Here is a 20,758-nt window from a genome sequence, read left to right on the forward strand (position 1 = left end):
TCAGTCAGTGAAGGTGCGCCCCTCCGCCGCGATCCGCTCCAGCAGCGCGGGCGGCGCGAACCGTTCGCCGTAGGCGGCGGCGAGTTCGCGGGCGCGGGCCGCGAAGCCGGCCGGGCCGCCCTCGTACCCGTTGATGTACTGGAAGACGCCGCCCGTCCAGGCCGGGAAGCCGATGCCGAGGATGGAGCCCACGTTGGCGTCGGCGACCGACGTCAGCACGCCCTCCTCCAGGCAGCGCACCGAGTCCAGCGCCTCGCTGAACAGCATCCGCTCCTTGAGATCCGCCAGCGGGATCGCGACGCCCTCGGACCCAGAGCCCTCAGGCCCAGCGCCCTCGCGCCCAGAACCCTCAAGCCCAGAACCCTCAAGCCCAGAGCCCTCCCCTCCGAAGTGCTCGCGCAGCCCCGGCCAGAGCCGCCCGCGCCGGCCGTCCTCGCCGTACTCGTAGAAGCCCGCGCCGCCGCTGCGCCCGGGGCGGCCGAACTCGTCGACCATCCGGTCGACCACCGCGTCCGCCGGGTGGGGCGTCCAGGTGCCGCCCGCGGCCTCGACCGCGCGCCGGTACTCGTCGCGGATCTTGCGCGGCAGGGTGAGGGTGAGCTCGTCCATCAGCGACAGCACCTTGGCGGGGTAGCCGGCCTGGGCGGCGGCCTGCTCGATGCTGGCCGGGTGGACGCCCTCGCCGACCATGGCGACGCCCTCGTTGAGGAACTGGCCGATGACCCGCGAGGTGAAGAAGCCGCGCGAGTCGTTGACCACGATCGGGGTCCTGTCGATCTGCCGGACCAGGTCGAAGGCGCGGGCGAGCGCCTCGTCGCCGGTCTGCGGACCGCGGATGATCTCGACCAGGCGCATCTTGTCGACCGGGGAGAAGAAGTGCAGGCCGATGAAGTCGGCGGTGCGCTCGACGCCTTCGGCGAGCAGCCCGATCGGCAGGGTGGAGGTGTTGGAGCAGAGCAGCGCGTCGGGGGCGAGGACGCCCTCGACCTCCTGGAACACCTTGTGCTTGAGCTCGGTGTTCTCGAAGACGGCCTCGATCACCGCGTCGCAGCCGGCCAGGTCGGCGGGTTCGGCGGTGGGGGTGATCAGGGCGAGCAGCGCGTCCCGCTCGGCCTCGGTGGAGCGGCCGCGGGCGATCGCCTTGTCCAGCAGCCCGGCGGAGTAGGCCTTGCCGCGCTCGGCGGCCTCGACACTCACGTCCTTGAGCACGACCTCGATGCCGGCCTTGGCGCAGGCGTAGGCGATGCCCGCGCCCATCATCCCGGCGCCGAGCACGGCGACCTTGCGGACCGGCCGCTTCTCGATGCCCTTGGGGCGTCCGGCGCCGGAGTTGACCGCCTGCATGTCGAAGAACAGCGACTGGATCATGTTCTTGCTGGTCTGCCCGCAGGCGAGCTCGGTGAAGTAGCGGGCCTCGATCGCCATCGCGGTGTCGACGTCGACCTGGGCGCCCTCCACGGCGGCGGCCAGGATGTTGCGCGGCGCCGGGTAGGGCGCGCCGTTCAGCTGCTTGCGCAGGTTGGCCGGGAAGGCGGGCAGGTTGGCGGCGAACGCCGGGGTCGAGGGGGTGCCGCCGGGGATCTTGTAGCCCTTGACGTCCCAGGGCTGGACGGCGGTCGGGTTGGCCTCGATCCAGGCCCGCGCCCGGGCGGTCAGCTCCTCGGGGGCGGTGACGAGTTCGTGCACCAGCCCGTGCTCCAGCGCTTGCGCCGGGCGGTACTGACGGCCCTGCAGGAGGAACTTCAGCAGCGCGTCGGTGATGCCGAACAGCCGGACCGTGCGGACCACTCCGCCGCCGCCCGGCAGCAGGCCGAGGGTGACCTCGGGCAGGCCGATCCGGCTGACGGGGGTGTCCAGGGCGATCCGGTGGTGGCAGGCGAGGGCGATCTCCAGACCGCCGCCGAGCGCGCTGCCGTTGACCGCGGCGACGACCGGCTTGCCGAGGGTCTCCAGCTTGCGCAGCGCCCGCTTGATCCGCAGGGACTTCTCGAAGACGGCGGCGGCGTCCTCGGGGCGGGCGGCGGAGAGCATCCGGAGGTCTCCCCCGGCGAAGAAGGTCTTCTTCCCGGAGGTGACGATCACGCCGCGCAGCTCGTCGGAGGCGGCGAGGCCGGCCAGCCGGTCGACGACGGCGTCGAAGTCGGCGGTGAAGGCCTCGTTCATGGTGTTGACGGACTGGGTGGGGTCGTCGAGGACGAGGGTGACCACGCCGTCCTGGTCCTGCTGCCAGCGGATGGTGGTGGTGTCGCTCATGAGTTCAGGGTCTCCAGGTCTACCAGGTCTACCAGCGGGTCAGACGCGCTCGACGATGGTGGCGACGCCCATACCGCCGCCCACGCAGAGGGTGATCAGGCCGTAGCGCAGGTCGCGCCGCTCCAACTCGTCGATCACGGTGCCGAGCAGCATCGCGCCGGTGGCGCCGAGCGGGTGGCCGAGGGCGATCGCACCGCCGTTGACGTTCACCTGGTCGTGCCGGAAGCCCAGTTCGCGGATGAAGCGCAGCGCGACCGCCGCGAAGGCCTCGTTGATCTCGACCAGGTCGATGTCGGCGGCGGTGAGCCCGGCCTTGGCGAGCGCCTTGCGGGTGGCCGGGGCGGGGCCGGTGAGCATGATGGTGGGCTCGGAGCCGGAGACGGCGGCGGAGACGATCCGGGCGCGCGGGCGCAGCCCGTACCGCTCGCCGACCTCGCGGCTGCCGATGGCGACGAGCGCGGCGCCGTCGACGATGCCGGAGGAGTTGCCGGCGTGGTGGACGTGGTCGATGGCCTCCACCCAGTGGTACTTCTGCAGGGCGACGGCGTCGAAGCCGCCGGCCTCGCCGATGCCGGCGAAGGAGGGCTTGAGGCCGGCCAGGGTCTCGACGGTGGTGCCGGGTCGGATGAACTCGTCGCGTTCCAGCACGACCAGGCCGTTGCGGTCGCGGACCGGGACCACCGAGCGGTCGAACAGGCCGTCCGCCTGGGCCTTGGCGGCGCGGGCCTGGGACTCGGCGGCGAAGGCGTCCACGTCGGTGCGGGAGAGGCCCTCGATGGTGGCGATCAGGTCGGCGCCGACGCCCTGCGGGACGAAGTTGGTCTCGTACGAGGTCATCGGGTCCATCGCCCAGGCGCCGCCGTCGGAGCCCATCTTGACGCGGGACATCGACTCCACGCCGCCGGCCAGGACGAGGTCCTCCCAGCCCGAACGGACCTTGGCGGCGGCCAGGTTGACGGCCTCCAGGCCGGAGGCGCAGAAGCGGTTCTCCTGGACGCCGGCCACGGTGTCGGGCAGGCCGGCCGCGATGGCCGCGATCCGGGCGATGTCGGAGCCCTGGTCGCCGATCGGGCTGACCACGCCGAGCACGATGTCGTCGATCGCGGCGGGGTCCAAGTCCGGGAACCGGCGGCGCAGTTCGTGGATCAGACCGACGACGAGATCGATCGGCTTGGTGCCGTGCAAGGAGCCGGTGGCCTTGCCCCGGCCGCGCGGGGTGCGGATCGCGTCGTAGACGTACGCTTCGGTGGTCACGGTGGAAACGCCTTTCGGGGCAGGGGGTTTCGCAGGAGGTCTCAGCCGAGGATGGAGCGGCCGACGATCTCCTTCATGATCTCGGTGGTGCCGCCGTAGATGGTCTGGATGCGGCCGTCGGTGAACGCCCGGGCGACCGGGAACTCGCTCATGTATCCGTACCCGCCGTGCAGTTGGAGGCAGCGGTCGGCGGTGCGCTTCTGCAGCTCGGTGGCCCACCACTTGGCCATCGAGGCGTCCGCCGGGGTGAGCGCGTAGCGGTTGTGCTCGGTGATGCAGCGGTCGACGAAGGCCCGGGTGACGGCGCACTCGGTGGCGAGTTCGGCGATCTCGAAGCGCACGTGCTGGAGCTTGGCCAGCGGGCGGCCGAAGGCCTCGCGCTGCTTGACGTAGGCGGTGGTGATCTCGACCAGGTACTCGGCGCCGGCGATCGCCGCGGCCGCGATGGTCAGCCGCTCCTGGGCGAGGTTCTGCATCAGGTGGACGAAGCCGCCGTGGAGCTCGCCGAGCAGGTTCTCCTTCGGCACCCGGACGTCCTCGAAGAACAACTCGGCCGTGTCCTGGGCCTTCTGGCCGATCTTGTCGAGGTTGCGGCCGCGCTCGAAGCCGGGCATGCCGCGCTCGACCACCAGCAGGCTCAGCCCGTGCGCGCCGCCCTCGGGGGTGGTGCGGGCGACCACGATCACCAGGTCGGCGAGGATGCCGTTGGAGATGAAGGTCTTGGCGCCGTTGAGCAGGTAGTGGTCACCCTGGTCGACCGCCTGGGTACGGATGCCCTGCAGGTCGGATCCGGTGCCGGGCTCGGTCATCGCGATCGCGGTGATCAGCTCGCCACTGCAGAAGCCGGGCAGCCAGCGGCGCTTCTGCTCCTCGGTGGCGAGCGCGGTGAGGTAGGGGCCGATGATGTCGTTGTGCAGGCCGATCGCCAGGCCGGCGGCCCCGGCCCGGGCGAACTCCTCGGCCAGCACGGCGGCGTAGCGGAAGTCCGGGGCGCCGCCACCGCCGTGCTCCTCGGGGACGGCCATCCCGAGCAGGCCCTGGCGTCCGGCCGCCAGCCAGGCGGAGCGGTCGACGATGCCGGCCTTCTCCCAGCGGTCGTAGTGCGGCAGCACCTCCTTGGCGAGGAAGGCCCGCACGGTGGCCCGGAAGTCCTCGTGCTGCTCGGTGAAGATCTCGCGCTGCAACGCTACGCTCCTTGTCCTGCTTCGGATTGTCCCGCTTCGGATCGCCCTGCGTCGGATCGCCCTGCGTCGGATCGCCCCGCGTCGGTCCGTCCTGCTTGGGGCAGCCCCGCTTCGACGGGCCCCGCATCGGAGCCGAGGGACGGGACGGCCCAGTCGCGGGCCACCTCGGCGGTGTCCGCACCGGGCCGGGCCGGCGGCCGACGCAGCGTCCCGGGGGTGGCGGAGAAGCGCGGGGCGGGGGCCGGCTGGGTGACACCGTCCGCCTCGACGTAGGTGCCGCGCGCCGCCAGGTGTACGTCGGCAGCGGCCTGACGCATCGTCAGCACCGGCTCCACGCAGGCGTCCGAGCCCGCGAAGACGGCCTCCCACTCGGCCCTGGTCCGGGTGGCGAAGCGCTCGGCGATCAGGGACCGCAGTTCGGCCCAGCGGGCCAGGTCGTACTGTCCGGGCGCGTCGGGGCCGAGGCCCAGCAGCCGGACGAACTCGGCGTAGAACTGCGGCTCCAGCGCACCGACGGCCAGGTGCCCGCCGTCGGCCGCCCGGTAGATCGCGTAGAACGGCGCGCCGCCGTCCAGCAGGTTGGCACCCCGGCGGTCCTGCCAGTGGCCGGCCGCGAGCAATCCCCACAGCATGCTGGACAGGTGCGCCGCGCCGTCCACGATCGCGGCGTCGACGACCTGGCCGGTGCCGGTGCTCCTGGCGTGGTGCAGCCCGGCGAGCAGGCCGACGACCAGGTAGAGCGAGCCGCCCGCGTAGTCGCCCAGCAGGTTGGCCGGGATGCCGGGTGCCTCCTCGGGCCCGCCGGGGCCGGCGACCATGCCGAGCACCCCCGCCACCGCCGCGTACCCGAGGTCGTGCCCGGCACTGGCGGCGCGCGGCCCCTGCTGGCCCCACCCGGTCATCCGCCCGTAGACCAGCGCCGGGTTGCGGGCCAGGCAGTCCTGCGGCCCGACCCCGAGCCGCTCGGCGACACCGGGCCGGTAGCCCTCGATCAGCAGGTCCGCCCGCTCGACCAGGTCCAGCACCCGGGCGGGCCCCTGCGGGGACTTGAGGTCGATCAGCACCGACCGCTTGTTGCGGTTGGTGACGTCGTACGCCGGGTCGACGCCCAGCGGCGACGGGTCGGGCCGGTCCACCCGCACCACGTCGGCGCCCAGGTCGGCCAGCACCATCGCCGCGAACGGCCCCGGCCCGATCCCCGCGAGTTCGACCACCCGGACCCCCGCCAGCGGCCCGGAGGCGGCGGCCGGCGAACTGCCTTCGTCACGCACTGGCTGCGGAACCCTTCTGGGTTTGACAGTAAAGCTGTAACACTCGCGATGATAGAGAAGCGACCCGCCGGTAACAAGACCCCCGGACCACACCCGCCGGGCGGCCCCGACAACTCCCGGGCAGTTGTCGGAGTAATGGCCTATGGTGCATAGCAGCCATTACGAGAGCACGGGGGAACCACCCATGACCGTCACCGAGCGCACGGCCCGCACGATCGTCGCGACCACCGAGCGGCTGCTGCTCACCCAGCCCCGACAGGGCGACGCCGAGGCCGTGTTCGCCGTCCACGGGGATCCGGAGACCAACCGCTACAACCCGAACGGGCCGCACCGGGACCTGGCACAGAGCCAGGAGATGCTGGACGGGTTCGTCGCCGACTGGGAGCGGGACGGCGTCGGGTACTGCACCGTCGCGACCCGGGAGGAACCGGACACGGTCATCGGCTTCGCCGGACTCTACCTCCACACGCTCGACGGCGAGCAGGTGTTCAACCTCTACTACCGCTTCCGCCCGTCGGCCTGGGGCCGGGGCTATGCCGCCGAGGCCGCCCGGGGGGCGATGGCCGAGGCGCTCCCCCGCTTCCCCGGCGTCCCGGTCGTCGCGCTGATCCACGCCGACAACCTGCCCTCCCGCCGGCTCGCCGAGCGCCTCGGGCTGGTGGCCGACCCGGACGGCCGGGTCGACCAGGAGGACCGGCTGATCCACCGAGCCGCCTGAGCCCGGCGGCCGGGGCTTGGGCCGAGGCCGGTCAGAACCAGGGAGCGGCGGCCCCGGTCAGGGCCTGGAGGGCCTCGGTCAGGGCCGTAGCGGCTCCCAGGGCGCCCGTGAGCGTGAACACGGCGCGCCTGACCCGGCCGCCGCCCTGGCCGCCCTGGCCACCTTGGCCGTCCCGGCCGTCCTCGCCCGTGTCCGGTCGGCGCTCTTCGGCGGCGGCCTGCGCCACCTCGTCGAGCGCCTGCCCGGCCACCTCCGCGTCGGCGGGCGGCAGTTCACCCGGGGCGAGCACCCGCAACTGCGCGCGCAGCGCGTCCACCGCCGCGAGCAGGGCGCGCAGTTCGGGTGCCTCGCCCGGGGCGGGGGCAGGCTGGTGGTGGGTGTACTCGGCGCGGGCGTGGCTGCCGCTCTGCACGATGCCGGTGACGTTCCCGGTGATGCTGATCCCGTGGCCGCCGTCGTTCGTCATGTCCGTCAACTCCTGTTCCGATCAGTCCTGTCGGGTACTACCGACGCGCGGCGCCGGGCTGGCGAGCGGCCAGTACGACGCGCTGGCCGCGTCTCCGCTCTGCACGACGCCGTGGACGTCGCCCTGCACCTGCACGCCGTGGTTGATCACCACGCTCTGCAGCGTCCTCGCCCCGTCCGTCCGCAGCCCGTGGTCCCGCAGGCAGTCGTGGACGGCGGACACGATCCGGGCCCGGACGCTCTTCAGGAACCGCTGGACGTCCATCTCCTGGAACAGCTGCTGGTACGCGGGTTCCGCACCCAACTCCCGGACGGACAGCGTGGGCCCGTGCTCGACCAGGCGGTTCTCCCGGCACATCCGGGCGTACCGGAGGGCGTTCCGGCCGACCGCCCGTCGGCTGCGCGCGGCGCGGCGCAGCACGCCGACCGAGCCCGCCACCAGGGCGGGCAGCGACGCCAGCGACGCCAGGCAGAGGCCGAGCCAGTCACCCAGGTCGGCGGGCGGGGCGGCGGTGTCGATCGCGTGGTAGGCGCGGGCGATCGGCGGCAGCACGAAGGCCCTGCTCTCCAGGAAGAGCTGCCCGCCCTGGAGTTGGGCGCGCACGAACACGGTGACGACGATCTCCCCCTGCCAGCCCGCCACCCGTACCGCCAGATAGTGCCGGAGCCGTTCCTCGGCGGCGAGGTCGACGCTGTCCACCCACCAGCACGCCGGGTCGTGCACTCCCCCGTTCAGGGCGGCGGCGCAGCGGGCCGCGTACGGGGCGAGGGCGGCGAAGGCGGTGCCCGGGCCGTGGCCGCACCAGTCGGCGGCGGGGCCGAGGCGCTTGCCGCTCTTGAACACCAGGTCGTGCACGGCGATCCCGTGCAGGCGGTCGCCCGGGTAGGCGGGTGCGCCGACCGCGCCGAGGCGGGCGAGCTCGGTGCGCAGCCGGGCGTGCACGACCGGGACGGTCAACACCTGCTCCTGGGAGGCCGGTTGGGCCGACGGGTCGGGCCGCAGGTCGTCGGCGAAGGACCAGTGGTCGACCTCGATCCCGGCGCCGACGAAGGGCGCGTAGTCGCTGTAGACGACGTCGGGGTCGGCCTGCTGATGTGCGAGCCGCCGGTACAGCTCCTGATGGTGGTGGTCCTCGGGGACGGCCGCGCGGCCGGTGCCGAGGTCGTACAAGGTCTGTTCGAGCCGTCGACGGCCGGCGAGGGCCACCGCGAACCAGACGGCCGTCACGGCGGCGACCCACTGCCACCCGAGCGCCGGGATCGCGAGCAGCAGGCAGCCGAGGGCCAGCCAGTTGCCGGTCCGTCGACGCCCGGGCCGGTCGGACCGGATCAGCCAGGCCGCCACGAACACCAGCGGGACGGCCAGTTCCAGCAACCAGACCCGCACCAGCAGGTCGAACGCCTGCGATCCGTCGACGTTCCCTGACATCAGCACGGCGAGGATCACGCAGACCGCGAACGCTGCCGCGGCCAGCAGGACCAGCACCGCCCGCCCCACCGCCTGCCGCCGGGCGGCGTAGCACTCCTTGAGCACCGCCACCAGGTCGACCCCGGGGCTCGGCGGCGGTACCCGGTACGGGTGCTCGGCGAGCTCCTCGATCACCGCGTCCCGGAAGGCCGGGTCGAGGTGCGCCCCCGCCCGCAGGTAGGCGGTGGCGTCGCCGCGCGGCGCCCCGCTCTGGGCCTGGATGAGCTGCTGCAGCGGGTCGGACGCCGGCGGGCCGGCGGGCCTCGGGGGCAAGTGCGGCCGCCGGGGCGGCGGTAGCGGTACGGACGGCTCGGTCATGGCGGTGTCCCCTCCCGTCGAGTGCACGCCTCGTGGGGTGTCCGTCCCGTGCGGGGTGCGCCCCGCCAGGACGGTGTCCCGTGCGGACGGTGTCCCGTGCGGCGTGTCTCCCGTGAGGTGTGTGCCCGAATCAACGAGGCTCCCCGCGCCGGGATGAGGGCCGCGGATCGAGATCCCCCCGGAGGGGGAGGGTGACCGTTCACGGGGTTGACGCGCCGACCCCGGATCCGGGGCGACCGTGGAGGGCATGAGGATCAAGGAAAACGCGGTGCGGGCCACGGCCGCCTGGGTCGCCGTGGCGGCGACGGTGCCGTATCTGACGCTCAAGTCACTGTGGTTGACCGGCCACCCGGTGGGGTCCGACGATCCGGGCGCCATGGACGAGCTGTGGCTGGTGAACCTGCTCACCTTCGGGATGGACGCGATCGCCGTGGCCCTCGCGCTGGCCTTCACACGCCCCTGGGGGCGACGGGCGCCGGCCGGGCTGGTGGCGTTCCCGATGTGGGTGGCCACCGGGCTGCTCGGGACGATCCTGGTGGCGCTGCCGCTGTACCTGATCAGCGTGCTGCTGTCCGGGCCGGAGCCGCGAAGCGGCGAGGACGGCCCCGGCGGGACCGGCGCCTGGGTCTTCCCCGTGGTGTACGGCGGGTTCGCCGTCCAGGGCGTCGCGCTGATCACCGCCTTCGCGCTGTACGCCCGGCGGCGCTGGCCCGGCCTGCTGCGGGACCGGATCGGCGACCTGCCCGCCTCCCCCACGCTGACCGTGCAGCGCTGCCTCGCCTGCGTCGCCGCCCTGCTCGGCCTGGGCGTCGCGGCGGCCCGGGCGTACTGGGCGGCGGGCGGCACCGCCGGACTGCCGCCGGCCCTGGTGGCGGACCACAACCCGGGAGTGGCGGTGATGGACGGGGTCTCCGCGGTGATGGCGGTGGCCGCGGCGGCGGCGCTGCTGACGCTGGTGTTCCGGATCCGGCCGCGGCGGCGGCTGCGCACTCCGCTGCTGGTGGCCTGGACGGCGGCCGGTTCGCTGTTCGGCTGGGGCTGCTGGCAGTTGGTGGCCCTCGGCGCGACGACGACCACCGTGACGGACCTACGGAAGGCGGTGCCCGGGCTGATGCCGCTGGTGCAGACCGCCCAGGTGGTCACCGGGCTGCTGGTCCTGGTCGTCGGCGCGGTGGCGCTGACCGAGCGGGCCGCGGCGGGCCCGGGGGCGCGGCGGGCGGAACCCGGCGAGATCCGCCGGACCCGCCCCGGGACCGCTGACGTAGAGTCGCACTGATGGACACGGGGGCGGGCGGCCGGACACGGCGTGTGGCGGGGGCGCTGCTGGGCCGGCGGGCCCGGCTGCGCTGGGTGCACCTGGTGCTCGGCGGCGCGCTGCTGATGCCGTACTGGCTCCTCTCGGTGGTGATGCTCGGGGCACTCAACGCCGACCAGGGGCAGCCGCGCCAGCTGCTCCTGCAGTTCGCCGCGCTGTTCACGTCACTGCCGATGGCCGCCGTCACCGCACTGCTGCCGACCGTACGGGCGTTGGAGGGGACGGCGGCGCGGGCGCTCTGCGCGGCGGAGCGGCCCGAGGAACTGGCCGCCGGACCGGCCCGCTCATGGGCGGCGCGCCGGCGCACCGCGCTCTGGTACGTGCTGCACCTCTTCTTCGGCGGCGTGGTGGCCGGGATGACGCTCGGCGGGGTGCCGTTCGCGGTGGTGCTGCTGTTCTCCTTCGGCGCCGCCGATGACCTCACGAAGTACTGGGAGGACCGGTTCCCCGGCTGGATGCTCACCGGCCCCGCCTTGGGCTTCGCCCTCCTGGTGCTGATCGTCGCCACCAGCGCCGGCTTCGGCGCGCTGCTGGCCCGCTGGGCGCCGGCCCTGCTCGGCCCGACCCCGGAGGAGCGGCTGGCCGCCGCCGAACGCCGGGCCGCCGTGCTCGCCCAGCGCAACCGGCTGGCCCGCGAACTGCACGACTCGGTCGGGCACGCGCTCAGCGCGGTCGGCATCCAGGCCACGGCGGCCGCCCGGGTGCTGCGCACCGACCCGGACTTCGCCGCCGAGGCGCTGCAGGCGATCGAGGAGACCGCGCGGGCGGCCGTCGCCGAACTGGACGCCGTGCTCGGGCTGTTGCGCGAGGAGGATGCCCGCGCCACCGGGCCCGCCGGACCCACCCTCAGCGGGCTGGACGACCTGCTGCGCCAACTCGCCCGCACCGGCGTGACGGTGGACGCCGAACTGGCTCCGGGCCTGGCCCGGCTGCCCGCCGAGGTCTCCCGCGAGGCGTACCGGATCGTCCAGGAGGGCCTGACCAACGTGCTGCGGCACGCCGGGCCCGCGCCCGCCCGGCTGCGGGTCGCGCTGGCCGGGGGCCGGCTGGAGATCGAACTGACCAACCCGCTGGGCCCCGCCCGGCCGAGCCGCCCCGGCGGCGGGCGCGGGCTGCGCGGGATCGGGGAACGCGCGACGGCCCTGCTCGGCGGGAGCACGGCGGGGCCGAGCGAGGACGGAACGACGTGGCGGCTGGCCGTCTGGCTGCCGGCGGGAGGGACACGATGAACGAGCACAACGGTGCCGAGCACGACGGCGAGCACGGCCAGCACGGCGACCACGGCGACCACGGCGAGCACAAGAACGACGGGAGCATCCGCGTGGTGATCGCGGACGACGAGCGGCTGGTCCGGACGGGCCTGCGGGTGGTGATCGACGCCGAGCCCGACCTCACGGTGGTCGGCGAGGCCTCGGACGGCGCCGAGGTCGTCCCGCTGGTGCGCCAACTGCGCCCGGACGTGGTGCTGATGGACGTCCGGATGCCCGGCATCGACGGGATCCGGGCCACCGAGCAGCTGGTCGGCGGGATGGCCGAGCCGCCGCGGATCCTGGTGGTCACCACCTTCGAGCACGACGACCACGTGTACGACGCACTGCGCGCGGGCGCGGCCGGGTTCCTGCTGAAGCGGGCGCGGGCGGAGGAGATGGTCCAGGCGGTGCGGCTGGTCGCGCGCGGGGACTCGCTGCTCTTCCCGGCGGCCGTCCGCGAACTCGCCCTGCGGCACGGCGCGGACCCCCGCAGGGCCGCCGCCCCGGACCGGCGGCCGATCGGGCGGCTGACCGAGCGGGAGGGGCAGGTGCTGCGGCTGATGGCCACCGGGCTCAACAACGGCGAGATCGCCCGGGAGCTGGTGGTCAGCCAGGAGACGGTGAAGACGCACGTCGGCAGCGTGCTCGCCAAGTTGGGCGCCCGCGACCGCACCCAGGCGGTGATCGCGGCCTACGAGTCGGGCTTCGTCCTGCCGGGCTGAGGGCCTGCCGGGGCCCGTGCGTCGGACCGTTCCTTTCGTCCGCCCGCTCCCTGCGAGTAGAGTGCGACGTTCCCCCTCAACCCGTCCGATACCTCCCGTATCGCCTGAACCGAACTGGTGGCCGCATGACCGTCCGGACCCGCCCAGCGCTGTGGTGGCGCATAGGCATCGTGCTCTCGGCGGGCCTCGGCCTGACCCTCGGGACCGCGCCGCTGGTGTACTTCACCGTACAGAGCAACGTCATCGTGCTCGGCTACTTCATCGGCGCGGTGTACTGGATGACCAAGCGCGACACCGTGGACGCGCCCGCGCCCCGCCTGCGCGGCGCCGCCACCCTGTACATACTGATCACCGGGCTGGTCTCGCACATCCTGCTCCAGCACGGCGCCAACCCGCTGCCCGGGCTGGTCAGCGGGCCGGACCAGCTCGCGCACTGGTCGTCGTTCTTCCTGCACTACGTGACGCCGGTGATGGTGATCGCCGACTGGCTGGTGCTGAAGCCGCGCAACGCGGCGGTCTGGAAGGACGTCCCGCTCTGGCTGGGCTTCCCGCTCGGCTACGCGGCGATCGTGCTCGCCCGGAACGCGCTGTTCAGCGACTACCCGATGCCCTACCCGTACTTCTTCTTCGACCCCACCACCAAGGGCTACGGCTACGTCTGGGGCCAGATCGCCCTGTTGACCGTCGAGTTCGTCGTGCTCGCCGCCGTCGTGGTCGGGCTGGACCGGCTGGGAACGCTGGCCGCGAACAGGCTGAAGCCCGCCAAGTCCTGAACGCCCGGCCGCTCGAACGCCTCAACGCCTGGACGCCTCAACGCCTGGACGCCTGACCGGCGGCCGGCCTCAGATCCGCCAGGAGCGGATCCGGTCGGCCGCCGCGAACACGTCCGCCCGGCCCTCGGCGATGTCCCGGGCCAGCTCGACCAACGCCCCGTACGGCGGGTCGACGCCCTCCTCGGCCGCGTGCATGTACGCGGCCGTCGTCATGCAGGCGTACAGGTTGTTGCGCACCGGCAGCGGGCGCAGCAACACGATCGTGTGCATCAGGGTGGCCGCGCACCAGGCGGCGTCGGCGTCGTGGCCGAGTTGCGCGGTGTTCACCCGGTGCCGGGCGACGGCGGCCTGCAGCGCGGAGTAGTCCCGCACGCTGAGGTCCTCCGGCGAGGCCAGCTCCTGCACGTCGAGCAGCCAGCGCAGGTCGACGTGGAGCAGCATCACCCCCGCACCCCCACCCCGCCGGTCACGCCGCCGGTGCGTCCTCCGGGAACGCGGCGTCGAACTCCGCCCGGTGCGACCTCCAGAACGCCACCGCGTGATCCACGAACACCCGCCGCTGCTGCTCCCGCACGCTCAGGTCGTGGATGTACGCCTTGATGCTCTTCCCGTCCGCGGCCGCGGCCTCGCGGATCGCGGCGAGCTCGTGCTCCGTGTACTCGATGTTGAGCGCAGGCATGGCGCCGATGCTACTGGAGCACACCGGAGTTGGGACCACCACCGGCGGATTTTCACCCGCCGCCAAAAGGGTTTGCTGTCGATACCCCCTCGGAGCGGTTTCGGCGAGGCCGCGGGTAACCCCGAAGTCGGGCGGGGGTTGAGCGCGCGGGATGACGTCGGGGCGGTGGGGGCGACCGTAGCGTCGGAGCCAGGGCGACGGAATCAAGCCCCTCTCGCCGGACCTCCTGGTGGTGCTGCCGAACGAGAAGTACCTCACCCCCGACGGCAGCACCTTCGACGGCCCGGCATCCCGCCGGACATCCGCACGCCGGTGTTCACCGACGAGGAGTTGGCCGCGCTCAGGGACTCGGCCCTGAGCACGGCCCGGCGCGTCCTCACCGAGGACCGAGGACCGGTGACCGGTGACCGGCAACCAGCGACCAGCGACCAGCGAAGAGTGGCCGGTGACCGACGGACTGCGGTGACGGGGCCCGCTACATCGGATCCACCGCCCGCAGTTCGCCGTCCAGCTCCAGCCACCGGGTGAGGCCCAGGCCGCGCAGGAACGGCAGGTCGTGGCTGGCCACGATCAGCGCGCCCTGGTAGGCGGCGAGCGCCTGGGTGAGCTGGCGGACGCTGGCGAGGTCCAGGTTGTTGGTCGGCTCGTCGAGCAGCAGCAGCTGCGGCGGCGGGTCGGCCAGCAGCAGGGCCGCCAGGGTGGCCCGGAACCGCTCGCCGCCGGAGAGGGTGGCGGAGAGCTGATCGGCCCGGCCGCCGCGGAACAGGAAGCGGGCCAGCCGGGCGCGGATCGCGTTGTCCCCGGCGGCGGGGGCGAACAGCTTGACGTTCTCCGCGACGGTCAGCTCGTCGGCCAGCAGGTCGAGCCGCTGCGGCAGGTGACGCAGCGGCACCGGCGTGGTGATCTCGCCCTCCAGCGGCGGGAGTTCGCCCGCGATGGTACGCAGCAGGGTGGTCTTGCCGGAGCCGTTGCGGCCGACCAGGGCGATCCGCTCGGGGCCGCGCAGGTCGAGGTCGGCGGTGCTGCCGTAGGGCAGCCGGACCTTCTGCAGGGTGAGCACGGTGCGCCCGACCGGGACGGCCGTGCGCGGCAGGTCGATCCGGATCTCGGCGTCGTCGCGGACCGCCTCCTCGGCCGCGGTGAGCCGCTGCCTGGCCTCCTCCAGCCGCTCGGTGTGCATGCCCTGGAGCCGCCCGGCCGTCTCCTGGCCCTGGCGTTTGAGCTTGCCCGCGAAGATGTGCGGGTCGTTGCGGGTGACCGAGCGCTTCTTGCCGTAACTCGCGCTGCGCTCCAGCCGGGTGCGGGCCTCGGTCAAGTCCCGCTTCTGGCGCTGGACGTCGGCCTCGGCGTTGCGCAGCAGCCGCTCGGCGGTCTCCTGCTGGGCGGCGAGGGTGCGCTCGTACTCGGCGAAGTTGCCGCCGTACCAGGTGACCGCGCCGTCCCGCAGGTCGGCGATCTGGTCGACGTGCTGGAGCAGTTCGCGGTCGTGGCTGACGACCAGCAGGACGCCGTGCCAGCCGGCCACCGTCTCGTAGAGCCGCTCGCGGGCGGCCCGGTCGAGGTTGTTGGTGGGCTCGTCGAGCAGCAGGACGTCGGGGCGGCGCAGCAGCAGGGCGGCGAGGCGCAGCAGCACGGCCTCGCCCCCGGAGAGCTCACCGGTGGTGCGGTCGAGGCCGAGGCGGCGCAGGCCGAGCCGGTCGAGGGTGGCGCGGGCGCGCTCCTCGACGTCCCAGTCGTCGCCGACGGCGTCGAAGTGGCGCTGGTCGGTGTCGCCGGACTCGATGGCGTGCAGGGCCTCGCGGGTGGCGCGGATGCCCAGCGCCTCGTCCACCCGCAGAGCGGTGTCCAGTGTCAACCCCTGTGGCAGGTAGCCGAGTTCGCCGTCGACCCGGACGGTGCCGCCGGTGGGTGTCAGCTCGCCGGCGATCAGCCGCAGCAGGGTGGACTTGCCGGCTCCGTTGAGCCCGATCAGGCCGGTGCGGCCGGGGCCGACGGCGAGGTGGAAGCCGTCCAGGACGGGCTTGCCGTCGGGCCACTCGAAGGACAGGTCGGTGCAGAGGACGGCGGTGGTGGTGGGTTGTGCCATGGAGGGCCTCCCGGGTGGTTGCCGAAGGGAAGGAGGAGCAACACGGGGAGACACCGCGGGTGCGGGCCGGCACGGCCGAAGGGGGGTGGCGCGGATCCGGGTCAGACGGATCGGACTCGCCAGGGGGCCGTGGCTGAGGTCGCACACTCGCACACCGCGCGGCGGAAGGCCTGCGCGGCGGGGGCGGTGTCCCGGGACCTCAGTAGAGCAACGGCCTTCTCCTTGTCTGGCTGGTGAGGTCGTTCACGCTACGTACGGCGCCCGACGTCCGCAACCGGTTTTCCGAGTGCCGGAGGGGGGCGGGTGCCGATCCGGTGCCGATCCGGTGACGGCCTCGTACCGGCCGGGGGTGTGCGTGAGGACGTCTTTATCCGCATGGCAGACTTCCTCACCGCCATACCTGCGGCTCCGCCGAGCCGTACCCGCGGAACGGGCCGTATGGCGGTTATTCACAGGGGGATTTGAACTCATGTCACCGATATCCCGGCCGAACCGTGCCGTCCTGGGCGCCTCCGTCGCCGCGTTGACCATGCTGGCCGCAACCGCGTGCGGCCCGGACAACAGCGACCCGGCCGTGGCCCAGACCACGGCTCCGACGGTCGCGGCCAGTGCCACCGGCAAGCCGGGTGCGGCGCCGATCAAGCTGCCGACCGTCGAAGAGTTGAAGACCTGGAAGTTCGAGGACTGGGACAAGTGGGCCCAGCAGAACGTCGTCACTCCGGCGGTCAAGGGCTACTGGACCCTCCAGAAGATCCTGAACGCCAAGCCCAAGCCGATGCCGCAGCCGCAGCCCGACCCGACGCAGCCGCCGGCCCAGCCGACCGGCGCGGCCCCGGCGCAGCCGACCTCGAAGCCGGCCACCCCGGCCCCGGCGCAGCCCACCACCGCCCAGCCCCCGAGCGGCGGCGGCGACCCGCTGCCCAGTGTCGTCGAGGCCAAGCCGACGCAGCACCCGTACGCGAAGAACCTGCACGTCAACGGCAAGATCTTCTTCAAGGACGGGAACGAGGACTACGTGTGCTCCGGCACCGTCGTCTCCGACCCGGCCAACCCCGGCAAGAGCAACCTGGTGTGGACGGCCAGCCACTGCCTGCACGGCGGAAAGGGCGGCGCCTACTACACCAACATCTCCTTCGCCCCGGCCTACAACAGCAACGGCCTGCTGAGCGGCGGCAAGCAGGCCAGCGAGGCCGACGCCGAGCCGTACGGCGAGTGGGGCGCGACCGCGGGCATGGTCTCGCCGCAGTGGTCGGCCGAGGCCGACCCGGAGCACGGCGGCCCGTGGAGTCAGTACGACTTCGGCATCATCAAGGTCGCCAACCCGAGCGGCAACGGCAAGTCGCTGGAGGAGACCGTCGGCGGCTCCGTGCCGATCTGGTTCAACGCCCCGCGTGAGCAGCTCACCAGCGTCAGCGCCTACGGCTACCCGGCCGGCAAGCCGTTCGACGGCGTCGAGCTGGACCACTGCGACAGCGGCAAGCCGGCCAAGAAGGCCGGCGACCCGAGCCGCCCGGCGATGCTGATGATCGGCTGCAACATGACCGGCGGCAGCAGCGGGGGCGGCTGGGTCGCCCCCAAGGACGGCAAGCCGGCCCTGGTCAGCGACACCTCGATCGGCAACGGCGCCAGCACCTGGGAGGCCGGTCCGTACCTGGACGACGTGGCGGCCCGGATGTTCGACTACTTCTCGAAGAAGTCCAAGTGACCCGCTGATCGACCGGCCCAGGGGGCCCGCGGCCGAAGCGGCCGGGGTCCCCTGGGCCTTTCGCTTTCCGCCTCCCGGCCCGCTCCTCCTACAATCGGGCTCATCATGAGCGCCACACTCGTAGTCAAGGACCTCGCCGCCGGCCACGGCGAGCGCACCCTCTTCTCCGGCCTGGACCTGGTCGTCGCCCCCGGCGACGTGATCGGCCTGGTCGGCGTGAACGGCGCCGGAAAGTCGACGCTGCTGCGGCTGCTGGCCGGGCTGGACACTCCCGAGGGCGGCTCGCTGCGGCTCAGCCCGGCGTCCGCCAACATCGGCCACCTGCCGCAGGAGCCGGAGCGGCGCGAGGGCGAGTCGGTACGCGACTTCCTGGCCCGCCGCACGGGCGTGACCGCCGCGCAGACCGCGCTGGACGAGGCCACCGAGGGCCTGGTCGAGGGCCGCCCGGGCGCCGACGACGCGTACGCGGCGAGCCTGGACCGCTGGCTGGACCTCGGCGGCGCCGACCTGGAGGAGCGCGCCGAGGAGGTCGCCGACTCGCTCGGCCTGAAGGTCTCGCTCGACCTGCCGATGACGGCGCTGTCCGGCGGCCAGGCCGCCCGGGCCGGCCTCGCCTCGCTGCTGCTCTCCCGCTACGACGTCTTCCTGCTCGACGAGCCCACCAACGACCTCGACCTGGACGGCCTGGAGCGGCTGGAGGCCTTCGTCAAGGGCCTGCGCGCGGGCACCGTGCTGATCAGCCACGACCGCGAGTTCCTGGCCCGCACCGTCACCAAGGTGGTGGAGCTGGACCTGCACCAGCAGCAGGTCAACCTGTACGGCGGCGGCTACGAGGCATACCTGGAGGAGCGCGCGGTGGCCCGTCGGCACGCCCGCGAGGAGTACGACGAGTACGCCGACACCAAGGCCGGGCTGGAGGCCCGGGCCCGGATGCAGCGCGGCTGGATGGAGCACGGCGTGCGCAACGCCCGCCGCAAGTCCTCCGACAACGACAAGATCGGCCGCGCCATGCGCTCCGAGTCCACCGAGAAGCAGGCTTCCAAGGCCCGGCAGACCCAGCGGATGATCGAGCGGCTGGACGTGGTCGAGGAGCCGCGCAAGGAGTGGGAGCTGCGGATGGAGATCGCCACCGCGCCGCGCTCCGGCTCGGTCGTCGCCACCCTGCGCGGGGCCATCGCCCGCCGTGGCGACTTCTCCTTCGGCCCGGTGGACCTGCAGATCGACTGGGCGGACCGGATCGCCATCACCGGCACCAACGGCGCGGGCAAGTCCACGCTGCTGGCCGCCCTGCTCGGCCGGCTCGAACTCGACGGCGGCAGCGCCGCGCTGGGCTCCGGCGTGGTGGTCGGCGAGGTGGACCAGGCGCGCGGGCTGTTCCTCGGCGGCGAGCCGCTGTCGGACGCCTTCGCCGCCGCCGTACCGGAACTCACGCCGGAGGAGGTGCGCACCCTGCTGGCCAAGTTCGGCCTCAAGGCGGTGCACGTGATGCGCCCGGCCGGCACCCTCTCCCCCGGCGAGCGCACCCGGGCCGCGCTGGCGCTGCTGCAGGCGCGCGGGGTCAACCTGCTGGTGCTGGACGAGCCCACCAACCACCTGGACCTGCCCGCGATCGAGCAGCTGGAGTCGGCGCTCGGCTCGTACACCGGCACCCTGCTGCTGGTCACCCACGACCGGCGGATGCTGGACACCGTCGCGGTGAACCGGCGGATCGAGGTCCGGGACGGGCGGGTGCACGAGCGGTAAGTGGTCTTGACCTCTTCCCGGCGCGGGCGTCATGTGCTGTGCTGTCGGCCATGGTTGAGAACCGTACGGTCGACGGCACGGCGGACGGCAGCTCCTACCCGAGCGTCCCGCTCCGCCCGATGACGGTGCCGGCCCACGAGGCCGAGGCCCGCAGCAGGTCCTTTCACGACGTGATGGCGCAGCGCCGGACCGTCCGCGACTACGCGACCCGTCCGATCCCGGACGGGGTGGTCGAGTGGGCGATCCGGACCGCCAACACCGCGCCCAGCGGCGCACACGTCCAGCCCTGGCGCTTCGTGGTGATCACCGACCCGGAGCGCAAGCGGCGGCTGCGCGAGGCCGCCGAGGCCGAGGAGCGCGAGTTCTACGCGCACCGGGCGTCGGAGGAGTGGCTGGCCGCGTTGGCGCCGATCGGCACCGACTGGCGCAAGCCGTTCCTGGAGGACGCGCCGGCGGTGATCGTGGTGTTCGAGGTGCACAAGGGGCCCGCCTCGCCGCGCCCGTACTACACCAAGGAGTCGGTGGGGATCGCGGTCGGGCTGCTGCTGGCCTCCCTGCACCAGGCCGGGTTGGCCACGCTGACCCACACGCCGAGCCCGATGAAGTTCCTCAACGAGGTCTGTGAGCGCCCGGTGGAGGAGCGCGCCGCGTACGTCATCCCGGTCGGCTACCCGGCCGAGGGGGCGCGCGTGCCGGACCTGCGGCGCAAGGAACTCGACGAGGTGCTGATCCGGCTCTGACCCGCCGGGCGCGCACACCCGGGTGCGCCGGGGCGGGGCAGGATCGTGCACCGAGGAGTGCGTCGGCGACGGGGAAATCCGTTGGTGACAGGTTCCGGCCAAGGACATAATCGCGGTCATGAGCCACCCGCGACAACGGTCCTGCGAGTACCCGCCCACTCCGCGCCACACCCCCGGCTCCGACGAGGTCGCCACCGGGCGGCGCCCCGGTGCTGCGGGCACCGACGAACGGCGTCCCTGCGGGGAGGTCACCACCGGGCGGCCGCCCGAGTCGCTGCGGCTGCCCGGTGGGATCTCGCTGCTGCGCCGCCGCAGCAGCCACGCGGTGGCGCTCAACAAGGCCGTCCGCGCCAACCTGGACCACCTGCGGCCCTGGATGGAGTGGGCGGCCGAGGCCCCCACCCGGGCGCAGACCGCCGAGCTGGCCCGGGCCGGCTCCCTCGCCTGGGAAGCCGGCACCGACTTCATGTACCTGGTCAGCCTGGACAGCGAGCCCGGCGGCGTGGTCGGCGCCTTCGGCCTGCACGGCCGGATCGGCCCCGGCGCGCTGGAGATCGGCTACTGGGTCGCCGCCCGGCACGCCGGCCGCGGCATCGCCACCACCGCGGCCGGGGCGCTGACCGAGGCCGCGCTGGCCCTGCCCGGCATCGCGCGGGTGGAGATCCACTGCGACGAGGCGAACGGCGCCAGCGCGGCCATCCCGCGCAAGCTCGGCTACCGGCTCGACCGGGTCGCCGAGGCCGCCGTCCGGGCTCCTGCCGAGACCGGGCGGCAGCTGATCTGGATCAGGGGGTCCGGACGGTGACCCGGGGCG

Annotated in this window: 18 protein-coding genes; 9 read left to right on the forward strand and 9 right to left on the reverse strand. The window is 73.4% G+C overall.

Annotation, left to right across the window (positions count from 1 at the left end):
- Genes P3T27_RS03295 through P3T27_RS03310 form a run of 4 tightly spaced genes read right to left on the reverse strand, consistent with a single transcriptional unit; the run spans position 1 to position 5,962 of the window.
- Positions 1-2,253: a 3-hydroxyacyl-CoA dehydrogenase NAD-binding domain-containing protein gene (locus P3T27_RS03295; protein ID WP_280674185.1), complete on the reverse strand. Its 2,253-nt coding sequence runs from the start codon at positions 2,251-2,253 to the stop codon at positions 1-3.
- Positions 2,254-2,292: 39 nt separating this feature from the next.
- Complete coding sequence (locus tag P3T27_RS03300) at positions 2,293-3,507, reverse strand: acetyl-CoA C-acetyltransferase (RefSeq protein WP_280674186.1); 1,215 nt, start codon at positions 3,505-3,507, stop codon at positions 2,293-2,295.
- 41 nt (positions 3,508-3,548) lie between these two features.
- Complete coding sequence (locus P3T27_RS03305; RefSeq protein WP_280674187.1) at positions 3,549-4,691, reverse strand: acyl-CoA dehydrogenase family protein; 1,143 nt, start codon at positions 4,689-4,691, stop codon at positions 3,549-3,551.
- A 2-nt stretch (positions 4,692-4,693) separates the two neighbouring features.
- Positions 4,694-5,962, reverse strand: coding sequence for a CaiB/BaiF CoA-transferase family protein (locus P3T27_RS03310; RefSeq protein ID WP_280674188.1), 1,269 nt, complete (start codon positions 5,960-5,962; stop codon positions 4,694-4,696).
- A gap of 184 nt (positions 5,963-6,146) precedes the next feature.
- Here P3T27_RS03310 and P3T27_RS03315 point away from each other — a divergent pair, with 184 nt between their 5' ends.
- Positions 6,147-6,680, forward strand: coding sequence for a GNAT family N-acetyltransferase (locus tag P3T27_RS03315; protein ID WP_280674189.1), 534 nt, complete (start codon positions 6,147-6,149; stop codon positions 6,678-6,680).
- Positions 6,681-6,711: 31 nt separating this feature from the next.
- Here P3T27_RS03315 and P3T27_RS03320 read toward each other — a convergent pair whose 3' ends face one another.
- A complete protein-coding gene (locus P3T27_RS03320; protein ID WP_280674190.1) occupies positions 6,712-7,146 on the reverse strand; it encodes a hypothetical protein in 435 nt (144 codons plus the stop codon).
- Positions 7,147-7,167: 21 nt separating this feature from the next.
- Complete coding sequence (locus tag P3T27_RS03325; RefSeq protein ID WP_280674191.1) at positions 7,168-8,931, reverse strand: hypothetical protein; 1,764 nt, start codon at positions 8,929-8,931, stop codon at positions 7,168-7,170.
- A 247-nt stretch (positions 8,932-9,178) separates the two neighbouring features.
- Between P3T27_RS03325 and P3T27_RS03330 the strand changes: the two genes are divergently transcribed.
- The 4 genes from P3T27_RS03330 to P3T27_RS03345 all read left to right on the forward strand — a co-directional run bounded on the left by P3T27_RS03330 (position 9,179) and on the right by P3T27_RS03345 (position 12,991).
- Entirely contained in the window at positions 9,179-10,207 is a 1,029-nt protein-coding gene (locus P3T27_RS03330; protein WP_280674192.1) for a hypothetical protein, read from the forward strand.
- Positions 10,207-11,475 carry a histidine kinase gene (locus tag P3T27_RS03335; protein ID WP_280674193.1) on the forward strand — a complete coding sequence of 423 codons (1,269 nt, stop codon included), beginning with the start codon at positions 10,207-10,209 and terminating at the stop codon, positions 11,473-11,475. The genes P3T27_RS03330 and P3T27_RS03335 overlap by 1 nt, the downstream gene beginning before the upstream one ends.
- Positions 11,472-12,218, forward strand: a complete 747-nt coding sequence (locus P3T27_RS03340) for a response regulator transcription factor (RefSeq protein WP_280674194.1) — start codon at positions 11,472-11,474, stop codon at positions 12,216-12,218. The genes P3T27_RS03335 and P3T27_RS03340 overlap by 4 nt, the downstream gene beginning before the upstream one ends.
- Positions 12,219-12,343: 125 nt before the next feature.
- Positions 12,344-12,991 (forward strand): Pr6Pr family membrane protein, encoded by a 648-nt coding sequence (locus P3T27_RS03345; protein WP_280674195.1) that lies wholly within the window; start codon positions 12,344-12,346, stop codon positions 12,989-12,991.
- 69 nt (positions 12,992-13,060) lie between these two features.
- Here the strand turns inward: P3T27_RS03345 and P3T27_RS03350 are convergent, their stop codons facing one another.
- From P3T27_RS03350 to P3T27_RS03365, 3 genes are all read right to left on the reverse strand, one after another.
- On the reverse strand, positions 13,061-13,432 hold the full coding sequence (locus tag P3T27_RS03350; RefSeq protein ID WP_280674196.1) for a toxin Doc: 372 nt from the start codon (positions 13,430-13,432) through the stop codon (positions 13,061-13,063).
- A 25-nt stretch (positions 13,433-13,457) separates the two neighbouring features.
- Positions 13,458-13,670: a hypothetical protein gene (locus P3T27_RS03355; RefSeq protein ID WP_280674197.1), complete on the reverse strand. Its 213-nt coding sequence runs from the start codon at positions 13,668-13,670 to the stop codon at positions 13,458-13,460.
- A gap of 475 nt (positions 13,671-14,145) precedes the next feature.
- Positions 14,146-15,756: an ABC-F family ATP-binding cassette domain-containing protein gene (locus tag P3T27_RS03365; protein WP_280674198.1), complete on the reverse strand. Its 1,611-nt coding sequence runs from the start codon at positions 15,754-15,756 to the stop codon at positions 14,146-14,148.
- A 469-nt stretch (positions 15,757-16,225) separates the two neighbouring features.
- Here P3T27_RS03365 and P3T27_RS03370 point away from each other — a divergent pair, with 469 nt between their 5' ends.
- The 4 genes from P3T27_RS03370 (at position 16,226) to P3T27_RS03385 (ending at position 20,749) form a co-directional block, all read left to right on the forward strand.
- Complete coding sequence (locus P3T27_RS03370; protein ID WP_280674199.1) at positions 16,226-17,461, forward strand: trypsin-like peptidase domain-containing protein; 1,236 nt, start codon at positions 16,226-16,228, stop codon at positions 17,459-17,461.
- A gap of 105 nt (positions 17,462-17,566) precedes the next feature.
- Positions 17,567-19,204, forward strand: coding sequence for an ABC-F family ATP-binding cassette domain-containing protein (locus tag P3T27_RS03375; protein WP_280674200.1), 1,638 nt, complete (start codon positions 17,567-17,569; stop codon positions 19,202-19,204).
- 50 nt (positions 19,205-19,254) lie between these two features.
- Complete coding sequence (locus tag P3T27_RS03380) at positions 19,255-19,944, forward strand: nitroreductase family protein (RefSeq protein WP_280674201.1); 690 nt, start codon at positions 19,255-19,257, stop codon at positions 19,942-19,944.
- Between the two features lie 118 nt (positions 19,945-20,062).
- Positions 20,063-20,749: a GNAT family N-acetyltransferase gene (locus P3T27_RS03385; protein WP_280674202.1), complete on the forward strand. Its 687-nt coding sequence runs from the start codon at positions 20,063-20,065 to the stop codon at positions 20,747-20,749.
- Positions 20,750-20,758: the final 9 nt, after the last annotated feature.

It is taken from the genome of Kitasatospora sp. MAA19 (genome assembly GCF_029894125.1).
Lineage (GTDB): Bacteria > Actinomycetota > Actinomycetes > Streptomycetales > Streptomycetaceae > Kitasatospora.